Source organism: Streptomyces shaanxiensis (assembly GCF_039537145.1).
In the GTDB taxonomy this organism is placed as follows: Bacteria; Actinomycetota; Actinomycetes; order Streptomycetales; family Streptomycetaceae; genus Streptomyces; species Streptomyces shaanxiensis.
On sequence record NZ_BAAAZY010000011.1, the window covers coordinates 629,180 to 642,725 of the forward strand.

The 13,546-nt window shown below is 68.2% G+C and carries 11 protein-coding genes, 1 tRNA gene and 1 pseudogene; 8 read left to right on the forward strand and 5 right to left on the reverse strand.

The features are described 5' to 3' along the window. The first annotated feature begins 1 nt into the window (after position 1). Positions 2-364 (forward strand): DUF1304 domain-containing protein, encoded by a 363-nt coding sequence (locus ABD932_RS22600; protein WP_250083569.1) that lies wholly within the window; start codon positions 2-4, stop codon positions 362-364. Between the two features lie 133 nt (positions 365-497). On the opposite strand, the gene ABD932_RS22605 is transcribed toward ABD932_RS22600, so the two are convergent. Next, positions 498-581 (reverse strand) — tRNA-Leu (locus tag ABD932_RS22605). 531 nt (positions 582-1,112) lie between these two features. Here ABD932_RS22605 and ABD932_RS22610 point away from each other — a divergent pair. The 7 genes and pseudogenes from ABD932_RS22610 (at position 1,113) to ABD932_RS22640 (ending at position 10,507) form a co-directional block, all read left to right on the forward strand. Then, positions 1,113-1,963 (forward strand): annotated as a pseudogene (locus ABD932_RS22610) (FHA domain-containing protein). A gap of 10 nt (positions 1,964-1,973) precedes the next feature. After that, the gene (locus tag ABD932_RS22615; RefSeq protein WP_062721291.1) at positions 1,974-2,486 is read left to right on the forward strand and encodes an FHA domain-containing protein FhaB/FipA; all 513 of its coding nucleotides are present in this window, start codon (positions 1,974-1,976) and stop codon (positions 2,484-2,486) included. A gap of 90 nt (positions 2,487-2,576) precedes the next feature. Further along, entirely contained in the window at positions 2,577-4,163 is a 1,587-nt protein-coding gene (locus tag ABD932_RS22620) for a Stp1/IreP family PP2C-type Ser/Thr phosphatase (protein ID WP_345015410.1), read from the forward strand. A gap of 27 nt (positions 4,164-4,190) precedes the next feature. Beyond that, positions 4,191-5,630: an FtsW/RodA/SpoVE family cell cycle protein gene (locus tag ABD932_RS22625; RefSeq protein ID WP_345015344.1), complete on the forward strand. Its 1,440-nt coding sequence runs from the start codon at positions 4,191-4,193 to the stop codon at positions 5,628-5,630. After that, positions 5,627-7,099, forward strand: coding sequence for a peptidoglycan D,D-transpeptidase FtsI family protein (locus tag ABD932_RS22630; RefSeq protein WP_345015345.1), 1,473 nt, complete (start codon positions 5,627-5,629; stop codon positions 7,097-7,099). Before ABD932_RS22625 ends, ABD932_RS22630 begins: the two co-directional genes overlap by 4 nt. Before the next feature lie 170 nt (positions 7,100-7,269). Further along, positions 7,270-9,270, forward strand: coding sequence for a Stk1 family PASTA domain-containing Ser/Thr kinase (gene pknB / locus ABD932_RS22635; protein WP_345015346.1), 2,001 nt, complete (start codon positions 7,270-7,272; stop codon positions 9,268-9,270). Positions 9,271-9,472: 202 nt separating this feature from the next. After that, positions 9,473-10,507, forward strand: coding sequence for a restriction endonuclease (locus ABD932_RS22640; protein WP_345015347.1), 1,035 nt, complete (start codon positions 9,473-9,475; stop codon positions 10,505-10,507). A gap of 92 nt (positions 10,508-10,599) precedes the next feature. Here the strand turns inward: ABD932_RS22640 and ABD932_RS22645 are convergent, their stop codons facing one another. From ABD932_RS22645 to ABD932_RS22660, 4 genes are read right to left on the reverse strand one after another with little or no spacing between them, the layout of a single operon-like run. Further along, a complete protein-coding gene (locus ABD932_RS22645; protein ID WP_425587499.1) occupies positions 10,600-11,373 on the reverse strand; it encodes a class E sortase in 774 nt (257 codons plus the stop codon). A 6-nt stretch (positions 11,374-11,379) separates the two neighbouring features. Beyond that, positions 11,380-12,702, reverse strand: a complete 1,323-nt coding sequence (locus ABD932_RS22650; protein ID WP_345015349.1) for a class E sortase — start codon at positions 12,700-12,702, stop codon at positions 11,380-11,382. After that, on the reverse strand, positions 12,699-13,337 hold the full coding sequence (locus ABD932_RS22655) for an aminodeoxychorismate/anthranilate synthase component II (protein WP_126393520.1): 639 nt from the start codon (positions 13,335-13,337) through the stop codon (positions 12,699-12,701). The genes ABD932_RS22650 and ABD932_RS22655 overlap by 4 nt, the downstream gene beginning before the upstream one ends. Next, positions 13,334-13,531 carry a hypothetical protein gene (locus ABD932_RS22660; protein WP_199830144.1) on the reverse strand — a complete coding sequence of 66 codons (198 nt, stop codon included), beginning with the start codon at positions 13,529-13,531 and terminating at the stop codon, positions 13,334-13,336. The genes ABD932_RS22655 and ABD932_RS22660 overlap by 4 nt, the downstream gene beginning before the upstream one ends. Positions 13,532-13,546 lie beyond the last annotated feature (15 nt).

Consider the following 13,546-nt stretch of genomic DNA (forward strand, 5'->3'; position numbering starts at 1 on the left):
CATGCATCTGATCTCCGTCGTCCTCGTCGCCCTCATGGCGCTGCTGCACGCCTACATCCTGGTCCTGGAGATGTTCCTGTGGCAGCGCGGCCCGGGCCGCCGCTTCTCCGGCTTCGACGCCGAAATGGCCCGCTCCACCGCGGCGCTGGCGGCCAACCAGGGCCTCTACAACGGCTTCCTCGCCGCAGGCCTGGTCTGGGGGCTGATCGCCGACGACCCGACCGGCTACCGGGTCCAGATCTTCTTCCTGTCCTGCATCGTCGTCGCCGGCGTCTACGGCGCGGCCACCGCCAACCGCCGCATCCTCTTCGCCCAGGCCCTGCCCGCCGCCGTGACCCTCGCCACGGTCATCGCGGCAGGCTGAGCCCGTTGCCGTGGCCTGAGAGCTTCATCACAGGTCACGGCCACCGAGGACGCCGTACCGACCTCATGTGTCGAACACAACAGAACACAACAGAAGAGGCGGCATCGTGTCTACGATGCCGCCTCTTCGAGAGTGCGCGAGGGGGGAGTTGAACCCCCACGCCCTTGCGGGCACTGGAACCTGAATCCAGCGCGTCTGCCTATTCCGCCACCCGCGCATTGGGTGTGTCTTCCGGCCCGTGCCCCTTGGGGTTTGGCGCCTTCCGACATCCAGAACATTAGCACGCCGGCCAGGGTGGGTTCACATCCCTTATCCCTGGGCAGCCGCCCCTGCATCCCTGGGCTGCCGCCCTGTCGCCGCCCACCAGCACAGTCGGCGCCGGCCCCCGCGGACCCGCCCCGGGCACCGGGCAACCCACGGCGCCCTCCGCTCCGTATCAACGAGAACCTGTTCACGTATCAACCTCGTACCGGTACCGCACATCTCCCCAGGAGCCGGTCGGGGTCCACAGTCAGGTGCGGGACACTGGTTTGCGGCCGCCTCTACGATCCATGGCAAGACTGTGTCCGTGAGGAGTTCGAAGGGGAGCTCCGAAGGGAACTTCGAGGGCGTCGACACCCGTCGACCGGGCCGACAGGGGGAACCAGCCGATTTACCGGCGCGTGGATACGATCAGTAAGCAGTACCAGGTAAGGCAGTGCCCGCCCGGCGGGATGCACGACGAAGGCAACTACGGAGGAGGTGCCTCATGGGAGTCCTGAAGAAGTTCGAGCAGCGTCTCGAAGGTCTGGTCAACGGCACCTTCGCCAAGGTGTTCAAGTCCGAGGTCCAGCCCGTGGAGATCGCGGGAGCACTCCAGCGCGAGTGCGACAACAACGCCACCATCTGGAACCGCGACCGCACGGTCGTCCCCAACGACTTCATCGTGGAGCTGAGCACACCGGACCACGAGCGGCTGAGCCCCTACTCCGGCCAGCTCGGCGACGAGCTCGCCGGCATGGTCCGCGACTACGCCAAGCAGCAGCGCTACACCTTCATGGGCCCGATCAAGGTCAACCTGGAGAAGGCCGACGACCTCGACACCGGCCTGTACCGCGTACGCAGCCGCACCCTCGCCGGCTCCACCGACCAGCAGAGCCCGCAGGCTCCCGCCGCCCCGGCCGGGCGGCCCGGTGGCGCCCAGCGCCAGGGCGGCTACGGCTACCCGCCGCCCGGCGCGACCACGGGCGCCCCGCCCATGCCGGCCGCGCCGCCACCNNNNGCTACCCGCAGCCCGCGGGCGGCCAGCGTCCTCCCGCCGCGCCCGCGGCAGGCGGCCGCACCCGCTACTGGATCGAGATCAACGGCACCCGCCATCAGATCTCCCGCGCGACGCTGGTGCTGGGCCGCAGCACCGAGGCCGACGTGCGGATCGACGACCCCGGCGTCTCCCGCCGGCACTGTGAGATCCGGACCGGAACGCCCTCGACGATCCAGGATCTCGGGTCCACCAACGGCATCGTGGTGGACGGGCAGCACACCACCCGCGCTACGCTCCGCGACGGCTCGCGGATCGTCGTGGGCAGCACCACCATCATTTACCGGCAAGCCGAAGGGTGAAGCGGGGGCAATGTCAGAGCTGACCCTCACGGTCATGCGGCTGGGTTTCCTGGCCGTCCTGTGGCTGTTCGTGATCGTGGCCGTGCAGGTCATCCGCAGCGACCTGTTCGGTACGCGCGTCACCCAGCGCGGCGCGCGCCGCGAGGCCGCCCGACCGCAGCAGGCCGCACGACAGGCGGCACCGCCGCAGCAGCGCGGCCAGCAGGGCGGCGGCCGCCAGCGCCGTAACGCCCCCACCAAGCTGGTCGTGTCCGAAGGCACCCTCACCGGCACCACCGTCGCGCTCCAGGGCCAGACCATCACGCTGGGCCGGGCACACGACAGCACGATCGTGCTGGACGACGACTACGCCTCCAGCAGGCATGCCAGGATCTACCCGGACCGCGACGGCCAGTGGATCGTCGAGGACCTCGGCTCCACCAACGGCACGTACCTCGACCGAACGCGGCTGACGACCCCGACACCGATTCCGCTGGGCGCGCCGATCCGCATCGGCAAGACCGTCATCGAGCTGCGGAAGTAGTACGACAATGAGCGAGCGGAGCGAGCACGCAGCGGTGGCCCACACCACGGGCCCCGGCGCGCTCCCGACCGGAGGGTGGGCACCGTGCGGATGTACCCGGAGCCGACGGGCGAGGTGCGCATGAGTCTGTCACTGCGCTTCGCCGCCGGATCGCACAAAGGCATGATCCGCGAGGGCAACGAGGACTCCGGATACGCCGGACCCCGCCTGCTCGCCATCGCCGACGGCATGGGCGGCGCGGCCGCGGGCGAGGTCGCCTCCTCCGAGGCCATCTCCACCATCGTCGCCCTCGACGACGACATCCCCGGCTCCGACGTCCTCACCTCGCTCGGTACGGCCGTCCAGCGCGCCAACGACCAGCTGCGCTCGATGGTCGAGGAGGACCCCCAGCTCGAAGGCATGGGCACCACGCTCACCGCCCTGCTGTGGACCGGACAGCGCCTCGGCCTCGTCCACGTCGGCGACTCCCGCGCCTACCTCCTGCGCGACGGCGTCCTCACGCAGATCACCCAGGACCACACCTGGGTGCAGCGCCTCGTCGACGAGGGCCGCATCACCGAAGAGGAAGCCACCACCCACCCGCAGCGCTCCCTGCTGATGCGCGCGCTGGGCAGCGGCGACCACGTCGAGCCCGACCTGTCCATCCGCGAGGTCCGCGCCGGCGACCGGTACCTGATCTGCTCCGACGGCCTGTCCGGCGTCGTGTCCCACCAGACCCTGGAGGACACCCTCGCCAGCTACCAGGGCCCCCAGGAGACCGTCCAGGAACTCATCCAGCTCGCGCTGCGCGGCGGCGGCCCCGACAACATCACCGTGATCGTCGCCGACGTCCTCGACCTGGACACCGGCGACACCCTCGCCAGCCAGCTGTCCGACACCCCCGTCGTGGTGGGCGCGGTCGCCGAGAACCAGCAGCACCACCTGCACGACAACGGCATCATGCAGACCCCGGCCGGCCGCGCCTCCGGGCTCGGCCGCCAGGTGCCCGGACAGGGCGGCGGAGGCGGCGAGTTCGGCCCGCCCGGCTCCGGCGACACCACCGGCTACATCCCCGCGGGAAGCTTCGGCGACTACACCGACGACGACTTCGTCAAACCCCGCAAGGGCCGCACGTGGCTGAAGAGATCCTTCTACATCGCCCTCGCGCTCGGTGTGATCGGCGGCGGCCTCTACGGCGGCTGGCGCTGGACGCAGACGCAGTACTACGTCGGCGTCAACGGCGACCACGTCGCCCTCTACCAGGGCATCAGCCAGGACCTGGCCTGGGTGTCGCTGTCGGAGGTGGAGAAGGACCACCCCGAGATCGAACTCAAGTACCTCCCGCCGGTCTGGCAGAAGTCGGTCGAGGCGACCATCGCCGAGGGCGGCCTGAAGGACGCCCAGAAGAAGATCGACGAGCTCTCCGTGCAGGCCTCCGCGTGCAAGAAGCGGTCCGCGCAGCAGTCCGCCGAGAGCGACAAGAACGCCGGGACCGGCGAAGGCGAGGCCGGAGGCACCACGGGAACCACCCGTACCTCCCTTACGTCCAAGGCGACATCGACGCCGAATCCCTCGGCGTCCAAGCCCGCGACCACCCCGCCCCCCTCCACCTCCCCGACACCGACTGCGACACCAAGCCCCGGCCCCACACTCTCGGAGGAAGAGCAGAAGGTCGTCACGAACTGCGGTACGCAGTAGGCAAGGCGTGAGAGGCCCCGTCACACGATGAGCAGTACTACGAACCCGTCGACGCACCACACGTCCACGATCGGCGCGATCGGCGCGCCGAGCCGGCGCAACACCGAACTCGCGCTGCTGGTGTTCGCGGTTGTCATTCCGGTGTTCGCCTACGCCAACGTGGGCTTGGCGATCAACGACGAGGTACCGGCCGGCCTCCTGAGCTACGGCATAGGCCTCGGCCTCCTCGCCGGCATCGGCCACCTCGTCGTACGGAAATTCGCGCCGTACGCAGACCCGCTGCTGCTACCGCTCGCGACGCTGCTGAACGGACTCGGACTGGTCGCCATCTGGCGGCTGGACCAGTCGAAGCTGCTGCAGGACATCGGGCAGGCCGGCGGCAAGGCGACCAACCAGCTGATCTACACGGCGATGGGCATCGCCCTCTTCGCCGCCGTGCTGGTCTTCCTCAAGGACCACCGCACACTGCAGCGCTACACCTACATCTCCATGGCCGGTGCGCTGATCCTGCTGCTGCTCCCGCTGGTCCCGGGCCTCGGCGCCGAACTCACCTACGGAGCCAAGATCTGGATCCAGGTCGGCAGCTTCACCATCCAGCCCGGTGAGTTCGCCAAGATCGTGCTGGCGGTCTTCTTCGCCGGCTACCTCATGGTCAAGCGCGACGCGCTCGCCCTCGCCAGCCGCCGCTTCATGGGCCTGTACCTGCCGCGCGGCCGCGACCTCGGCCCGATCATCGTCGTCTGGATGATCTCGATCCTCATCCTGGTCTTCGAGACCGACCTCGGTACGTCACTGCTGTTCTTCGGAATGTTCGTCATCATGCTGTACGTCGCCACCGAGCGGACCAGCTGGATCGTCTTCGGTCTGCTGATGTCCGGAGCCGGCGCCGTCGGCGTGGCGAGCTTCGAACCGCACGTCCAGCAGCGCGTCGCCGCCTGGCTCGACCCGATGCGTGAGTACACGCTCAGCCGGCAGGGCGTCGGCGGCCACTCCGAGCAGTCGATGCAGGCCCTGTGGGCGTTCGGCTCCGGCGGCACCCTCGGCACCGGCTGGGGCCAGGGCCACTCCGAGCTCATCCGCTTCGCCGCCAACTCCGACTTCATCCTCGCCACCTTCGGCGAGGAGCTCGGCCTGGCCGGCGTCATGGCGATCCTGCTGATCTACGGCCTGATCGTGGAGCGCGGCGTGCGCACCGCACTCGCCGCCCGCGACCCCTTCGGCAAGCTGCTCGCCATCGGCCTCTCCGGCGCCTTCGCGCTCCAGGTCTTCGTCGTGGCCGGCGGTGTGATGGGCCTGATCCCGCTGACCGGTATGACGATGCCGTTCCTGGCGTACGGCGGTTCCTCCGTCATCGCCAACTGGGCACTCATCGGCGTACTCATCCGCATCAGCGACACCGCGCGCCGCCCCGCGCCCGCCCCCGCCCCCAACCCCGACGCCGAGATGACGCAGGTGGTCCGACCGTGAACAAGCCCCTGCGCCGGATCGCGATCTTCTGTGGCCTCCTCGTCCTCGCCCTGCTCCTGCGCGACAACTGGCTCCAGTACGTCAAGGCCGACACCTTGCGGGAGGACCCCGACAACCGGCGTGTCCTCATCGCCCGCTACGCCACACCCCGCGGCGACATCATCGTCGGCGGCAACCCGATCACCGGGTACACGGAGACCAAGGGCGACTTCAAGTACAAGCGCACGTACAAGGACGGCGCGATGTGGGCGCCCGTCACCGGCTTCGTCTCGCAGGCCTACGGCGCCAACCAGCTCGAATCCATCAACGACGGCATCCTCAGCGGCACCGACGACCGGCTCTTCTTCCGCAACACCCTCGACATGATCACGGGGAAGGAGAAGGAGGGCGGAAACGTCGTCACCACCCTCAACGCCGCCGCGCAGAAGGCCGCCTACAACGGCCTGAAGAAGCAGGGCGGCAAGGGTGCCGTCGCCGCCATCGAGCCGTCCACCGGCAAGATCCTGGCGCTGGCGTCCTTCCCGTCGTACGACCCGTCGACCATCGCCGGCGGCAGCACCTCCGACGAAGAGGCCTGGGCGAAGCTCCAGAAGAAGACCAACCCGGACGACCCGATGCTCAACCGGGCCCTGCGCGAGGTCTACCCGCCCGGCTCGACCTTCAAGGTCGTCACCGCGGCCGCGGCGCTGGAGAACGGCCTCTACACGGAGGCGGACCAGAAGACCAAGACGCCCCTGCCGTGGACCATGCCGGGCACCACGACCGTGCTGAAGAACGAGGGGAACATCCCCTGCGAGAACGCGACGCTGCGAGTCGCCCTGCAGTACTCCTGCAACACCGTCTTCGGCAAGGTCGGCTCCGACCTCGGCAACGAGAAGATGCTGGAAGAGGCCAAGAAGTTCGGCTTCACCGAGGAGCAGTTCACGCCGATCCGCACCAGCGCCTCGGTCTTCTCCGACGACATGAACCCCTCGCAGACCGCGCTGTCCTCCATCGGCCAGTACAACACCGCCGCCACCCCGCTGCAGATGGCCATGGTCGCCTCGGCCGTCGCCAACGACGGCACGCTGATGAAGCCCTACATGGTCGACGAGGTCCAGACGCACAACCTCGACCCCCTCGAGAAGACCGACCCCGAGGAGCTGAGCAAGCCGCTGTCGGCGGAGAACGCGCAGATCCTGCAGTCGATGATGGAGACGGTCGTCGAGGACGGCACCGGCAAGAACGCACAGATCGACGGCGTCAAGGTGGGCGGCAAGACCGGTACCGCCCAGCACGGCGTGGACAACAGCGAGAACCCGTACGCCTGGTTCATCTCCTACGCCAAGGCCGACGACGGCAGCTCACCGGTCGCCGTGGCCGTGGTGATCGAGGACGAGAAGGCGGTCCGCGACGACATCTCCGGTGGCGGACTCGCGGCCCCCATCGCCAAGAGCGTCATGGAGGCGGTCATCAACAGCAAGAAGTGACCCCGCTCACGTCCCCTTCACATCGGTGCACGTTGCGATACCGGTCCTGTATCGGGTTACGGACTTGGCCAGGTCACACAAGATGAGCCGGGTACGGTATGCCCGGACGGCACACCGACGCACCCACAAGGGTGAGGTCGGGACCGACGGAGAGGGCTGGTAGGTAGCTTATGGAAGAGCCGCGTCGCCTCGGCGGCCGGTACGAACTGGGCCAGGTGCTCGGTCGTGGTGGCATGGCGGAGGTCTACCTCGCGCATGACACCCGCCTCGGCCGCACCGTGGCGGTGAAGACGCTGCGCGCGGACCTCGCGCGCGACCCGTCCTTCCAGGCCCGGTTCCGCCGGGAGGCCCAGTCGGCCGCCTCGCTCAACCATCCCGCGATCGTCGCGGTCTACGACACGGGCGAGGACTACATCGACAACGTGTCGATCCCGTACATCGTCATGGAGTACGTAGACGGGTCCACGCTCCGCGAGCTGCTCCACTCCGGCCGCAAGCTGCTGCCGGAGCGCGCCATGGAGATGACCATCGGCATCCTCCAGGGCCTGGAGTACGCCCACCGCAGCGGCATCGTCCACCGCGACATCAAGCCCGCGAACGTCATGCTGACGCGCAACGGCCAGGTCAAGGTGATGGACTTCGGCATCGCCCGCGCCATGGGCGACTCCGGCATGACGATGACCCAGACCGCGGCCGTCATCGGCACCGCCCAGTACCTCTCCCCGGAGCAGGCGAAGGGCGAGCAGGTCGACAACCGGTCCGACCTGTACTCGACCGGCTGCCTCCTCTACGAGCTCCTGACGGTCCGCCCGCCGTTCGTGGGCGACTCCCCGGTGGCCGTCGCCTACCAGCACGTGCGCGAAGAGGCGCAGGCGCCGTCGGTCTTCGACCCCGAGATCACGCCGGAGATGGACGCCATCGTCCTGAAGGCGCTGGTCAAGGACCCGAACTACCGCTACCAGTCGGCCGACGAGATGCGCGCCGACATCGAGGCCTGCCTCGACGGCCAGCCCGTCGCCGCCACGGCCGCGATGGGCTCGGTGGGCTACGGCGGCTACCCCGACGACCAGCCGACCACGGCCCTGCGCGCCACGGACGCCGGCGCCACGTCGATGCTGCCGCCCATGAACCCGGACGACGGCGGCTACGGCTACGACGACCGCGTGGACCGGCGCCGCCAGAAGAAGTCCAACACCTCGACGATCCTGCTGGTCGTCGCCGCGGTACTGGTCCTCGTGGGCGCGGTACTGATCGGCAAGTGGGTGTTCGACGGCGACGGCGTGGCCAACGACACGGTGCCGGTGCCGAACTTCAAGGGCCAGACGCTGAGCGAGGCCGAGAAACAGGCGTCCAACAGCGACCTCACACTGGTTCCGACGAAGAAGCCCTGTGAAGACCAGAGCACGGGCAAGATCTGCTCGCAGGACCCGGAGTTCGGGGAGAAGGTCAAGAAGGGCTCGACCGTCAACGTCGTGGTGTCGACCGGTGCCCCGAAGGTCAGCGTGCCGGACGTTGAGGGCCAGCAATACAAGGAGGCCAAGGCCGACCTCGAGGACAAGGGCTTCGAGGTCGAGCAGAAGACCGAGGAGTCCGAACGGACGCCGGGCGTGGTCATCAGCCAGGACCCCGAGGGGGGCACCGAGCAGGAGAAGGGCTCGACGATCACCCTCACCGTCGCCAAGGAGAAGGAACAGTCCACTGTTCCGGACGTCCTCGGCAAGACCTGCGACGAGGCCAAGGCCCAGATGACGGCGAACGAGCTAGTGGGTACCTGCACCGAGGTGGAGACCCAGGACCCGAACCAGGTCGGCAAGGTCATCGCGACCTCGCCGGAGGCGGGTAGCACGGCCGACAAGAACTCCTCGGTGAACATCCAGATCGGCAAGGCGGCCGAGCAGCAGCAGGTGGCCGTGCCGAGCGTGACCCAGCTGTCCCTGAAGGACGCCAGGAAGGCCATCGAGGGCGCGGGTCTGACGGTGGGCAACATCCAGGGCTCCCAGGACGACAACGCGGTGGTCCTCGCCCAGGACCCCCAGCCGAACACCCCGGTCGCCCAGGGCACCGCGGTCAACCTGGTCGCAGTCGACCAGGGCGGCAACAACAACGGCGGCAACGACGGCGGCCAGATCTTCGGCGGCGTCACCGGAACGGCGGCCCGCACGGAGGACTGACACCGACGCACGTGAGTGAGCCCCGGTGCCCTGAGCAGGGTGCCGGGGCTCAGTCATGCCCGGCTGCCCCGACCGCGCGACTATAGGACATTCATTCCTTCCTCGATCGTGTCTTCTTATTTCATGACTCGTTGATCGGATGGGGTGGGGACTCAGAGCTCCGTCCCGGCCATGCGGCCGCACCACGAGTGAAGGGCAGAACGTGATCAACGAATCGGCGCTCATGGAGTCGAAGACACTGCGCGACAGCGTGCTGGACCGAACCGACGTGCTTGACCGGGTGAAGGCGCTGTCGTTGCTGCCGGACGGGATGCATGTGACTACGGCGATGGTGGCGGCGCACTTCGAGGTTGCCGTGAAAACGCTCGAGTCAGTCGTGGAGGACCACCAGGAAGAGTTGGCAGCCAATGGCTACCAAGTCCTGACAGGTACGCGACTGGCCCTCTTTAAGAGGGCCAGTGGGATCCAGTCACGCGCCAAGGCACTCGCCCTCTTCTCCCGACGAGCCGTCCTCAACATCGCCATGCTGCTCCGAGACAGCAAAGTCGCACGTCAGGTGCGTGTGTACCTCCTGGACATGGAGTACCTGGCCCGCACACAGCCTGTGGAAAACCAGCCCGCGCCCACGGCAGTCGATCCTCTCGACGACCGCATCGACCAGCGCATCACCCACATCCTCGGCAAGACCGTCGTCCCCATGTTCAACGCCCTGATCGAAACGTCGGGCGAGCACCGCAGGGAACTCATCGCACTCCGCGCAGGCGTCCAGCGCATCGAACGACGGCTCCACCAGCACCACGCCCGGCTGCGGAGGCTCGAAGGCGTACGAGATGACAGGCCCGCCGTCGGAGTCATGGCCGCCATGGACGCCATGCACGGCCGCACGTTCGAGCACCACATCGCCAAACTCCTGCGCCGCGACGGCTGCACGAACGTCGTCGTACAGGGCGGTCACGGCGACCGGGGCGTCGACATCATCGCGCTCACGGCCGACGGCCGACGCCTCGTCGTCCAGTGCAAGAGGTTCGCGCCCTACCTCTCCATCACCAGCCCGGAAGTCCAGAAGTTCATCGGGTCGGCGAAGGTTCTCTACGGTGCGGACGTGGCGCTCTACGTAGCGACATGCCCCTTCACGCCTGAGGCCCTGAGCATCGCCGCCGAGGCCGGCATCACCGCCGTACACCGTGGGGTGCTGGAGGAGTGGAGCGCCGGGGAACCGCTGGAGGTATTGGAGTAGGCACGGGATGGCGGAGGCCCGAAGCCGCAAGAGTAAGTTGCGGCTTCGGGCCTCCGCCATGCTAGGGGACCGAGGTCCTCCAAGGACCTCAGTCAGCCGCTCAGCTCCTCCGGCACCGTCCGCTCCACATCCACCTTCTCCACCCGCTCCAACTCCCCCCACACGATGTACCGGTACCGACTCGTGTACACCGGCGTGCAGGTGGTCAGCGTGATGTAGTGCCCCGCCTTCGTCCTGCCCGACTCCTTCGGGATCGCGGAGAGGACCTTGACGTTGTACTTCGAGGTCTCGGGAAGGACGGCGTAGACCTTGTAGACGTACCACTTGTCCTTCGTCTCGAAGACGATCGGGTCGCCCTTCTTGATCTTGTGGATGTTGTGGAACTCGGCGCCATGCCCGTCGCGATGGGCGGCGACGGAGAAGTTGCCCTTCTTGCCCGACGTGGGCAGGGTCGCCTTGACCGGGTCGGTGTAGTAGCCGGCGACGCCGTCGTTGAGGATCTTCGACGTCGTGCCCTTCTCGACCAGGATGTCGTCGTCGCTCATCGCGGGCACGTGCAGGAAGCCGATGCCGTTCTTGGAGTCGAACTCGGCGGGACGGTCGGAGCCCTCGTCCTGGTGGGCCCAGATGTCGCGAACCTTGTCGGCCTGTTTGGCCGCCTCCCGGTCGGCGACGACGTTCGTCCACCACAGGGAGTAGACGACGAACAGACCGAGCACCAGGCCCGCCGTGATGAGGAGTTCACCGAAGACGCTGACCGCCATCGCGATTCTGCCCATGCGACGGCGCGCCGGCCTGCGCGGGGACCCGGGCGCGTCGGTGCGCCGATCGTGCTCGGTGTCGTCGGTGGTCGCTGCCACGTTCATCTGCCCTTAACTGACGAGCGCATCCGGCTTGCCCTTGCTGCGCGGCCGTTCCTCGACCATCTTGCCCCAGACGATCAACCGGTACTTGCTGGTGAACTCCGGCGTGCACGTGGTGAGTGTGATGTAGCGGCCCGCCTTGGTGAAACCGGCGTCCCGCGGAACCGGATCCAACACGCTCACGTTGCTCGGCGACGTCACCGGCAGGATCGACGCCATCTTGTACACGTAGTACTTGTCCTGCGTCTCGACGACGATCGCGTCGCCCTGGGCGAGCCGGTTGATGTACCGGAACGGTTCACCATGAGTATTGCGGTGACCCGCCAGCCCGAAGTTACCCGCCTTGTCCTCCGGCATCGCCGTCTTCAGCTTGCCCTCGCCGTAATGCCCCACCATGCCCCGGTCCAGCACCTGCTTGTTGCTGATGCCCTCAGCGATCGGGACGACGACATCCAGCTTCGGAATGTGCAGGATGGCGAAGCCCTGCCCCGGCTCGAAGCTTCCCGGGGCGCGCTTGCCGCTCGCCCAGTCGTCCTGGAGGCTGCTCGCCTCCTTGTCCGCCTGCGCATGCGCCCGGACGTTCGTCCACCACAGCTGGTAGCTCACGAACAGCAGCATCAGCACGCCGGTGGTGATGAACACCTCACCGATCGCCCGGCTGGCGAGCACGCCCGGGCTGGGCCTGCGCGCCCGTGCCTGTCTGCGCGCCTCCACACGCGAGAGGGGGGCCTGCGAGGCCTCCGAACCGCTCTCCACGGCCTCCGACGCCTGGCGTGCGCCTCCATGACGCCCGTGGCGCCGCTTGGCGGCCTTTCTGCGGGCCGCACGGCCACCCGTAGGGGTTCCGGTGGCAGACGTGGCGGAAGAGGCGGCAGAAGCCGATATGGACTCGCCTGCGGACGGCTCCGCTATCCGCAGCGCCACCGTCTCGTCGTCCGGCGGCGGTATGTACGGCTCCGCGTACGGTTCTTGGGACCCGCCGGCCCCCTCGGCACCGAGGCCGCCGACGCCGTAAGCCTCGCGGCCGAAGTCCTCGCGACCGTGCCCGTCGGTGCCGTGACCGCCGGTGCCATACCCCTCGGTCCCGTACGCCTCCGAGCCGTAGCCCTCGCCGCCGTAACCGTCGGCGCCAAGCCCCTCGGCGCCGTATCCCCCGGCACCCCGACCCTGAGCGACCTGGTCGTTCCCGCCGTACCACTCCCCGAGCGCACCGGACGCCTCGTACGGCTGCTGCCCGTACGAGGTGCCCTGGTCGCCGGCGCCGCCGTGAGAGTCCGTGAAGGACTCGCCGTATGCGGCGCCGGACTCGCGCTCGGGGCGCAGCGCGGTCACGCCGTGGCCCTGCCCACCACCGGGGCGAGCCCCGCCGACCTCGCCACCGCACCCTGGTCACCGCACTCCACCAGCCAGTTGGCCAGCATCAGATGACCGTGCTCGGTCAGCACCGACTCGGGGTGGAACTGCACACCCTCGACCCGCAGTTCACGGTGCCGCAGACCCATGATGATCCCGTCGTGCGTACGCGCGGTCACCTCCAGCTCCGCCGGCACCGTCTCCGGCTCGGCGGCAAGGGAGTGATAGCGCGTCGCCGTGAACGGCGTCGGCAGGCCCGCGAAGACACCCTTGCCCTCGTGCTCGACCAGCGACGTCTTGCCGTGCAGCAGCTCCGGCGCACGGTCCACGACACCGCCGTACGCCACCTGCATCGACTGCATGCCGAGACAGACACCGAACACCGGCACCCCGGTCGAGGCACAGTGGCGGACCATCTCGATGCACACCCCGGCCTCCTCCGGCGTACCCGGACCCGGCGACAGCAGCACCCCGTCGAAACCGTCCTGGGCGTGCGCCGTCGACACCTCGTCGTTGCGCACCACCTCGCACTCGGCGCCCAGCTGATACAGGTACTGCACCAGGTTGAAGACAAAGCTGTCGTAGTTGTCCACGACGAGAATGCGCGCGCTCACTGGTTGTCCACCGTCACATCGTTGAAGGGCAGCAGCGGTTCGGCCCACGGGAAGACGTAGTTGAACAGGACGTAGACCACGGCCACGACCAGAGCGAGCGAGATCAGCGCCCTCACCCACGCATTCCCCGGCAGATGCCGCCAGATCCAGCCGTACATGCCGTCCCTTCCGTCGCACCACGGCACCAGACTCACGCCGTACAGCCAACA

What these genes read in the sequence shown, in the direction of transcription:
- ABD932_RS22600 (WP_250083569.1), top strand. Translation starts at nt 2, where the DNA reads ATGCATCTGATCTCCGTCGTCCTCGTCGCCCTCATGGCGCTGCTGCAC.
- ABD932_RS22615 (WP_062721291.1), top strand. Translation starts at nt 1,974, where the DNA reads ATGTCAGAGCTGACCCTCACGGTCATGCGGCTGGGTTTCCTGGCCGTC.
- ABD932_RS22620 (WP_345015410.1), top strand. Translation starts at nt 2,577, where the DNA reads ATGTACCCGGAGCCGACGGGCGAGGTGCGCATGAGTCTGTCACTGCGC.
- ABD932_RS22625 (WP_345015344.1), top strand. Translation starts at nt 4,191, where the DNA reads ATGAGCAGTACTACGAACCCGTCGACGCACCACACGTCCACGATCGGC.
- pknB (WP_345015346.1), top strand. Translation starts at nt 7,270, where the DNA reads ATGGAAGAGCCGCGTCGCCTCGGCGGCCGGTACGAACTGGGCCAGGTG.
- ABD932_RS22645 (WP_425587499.1), bottom strand. Translation starts at nt 11,373, where the DNA reads ATGAACGTGGCAGCGACCACCGACGACACCGAGCACGATCGGCGCACC.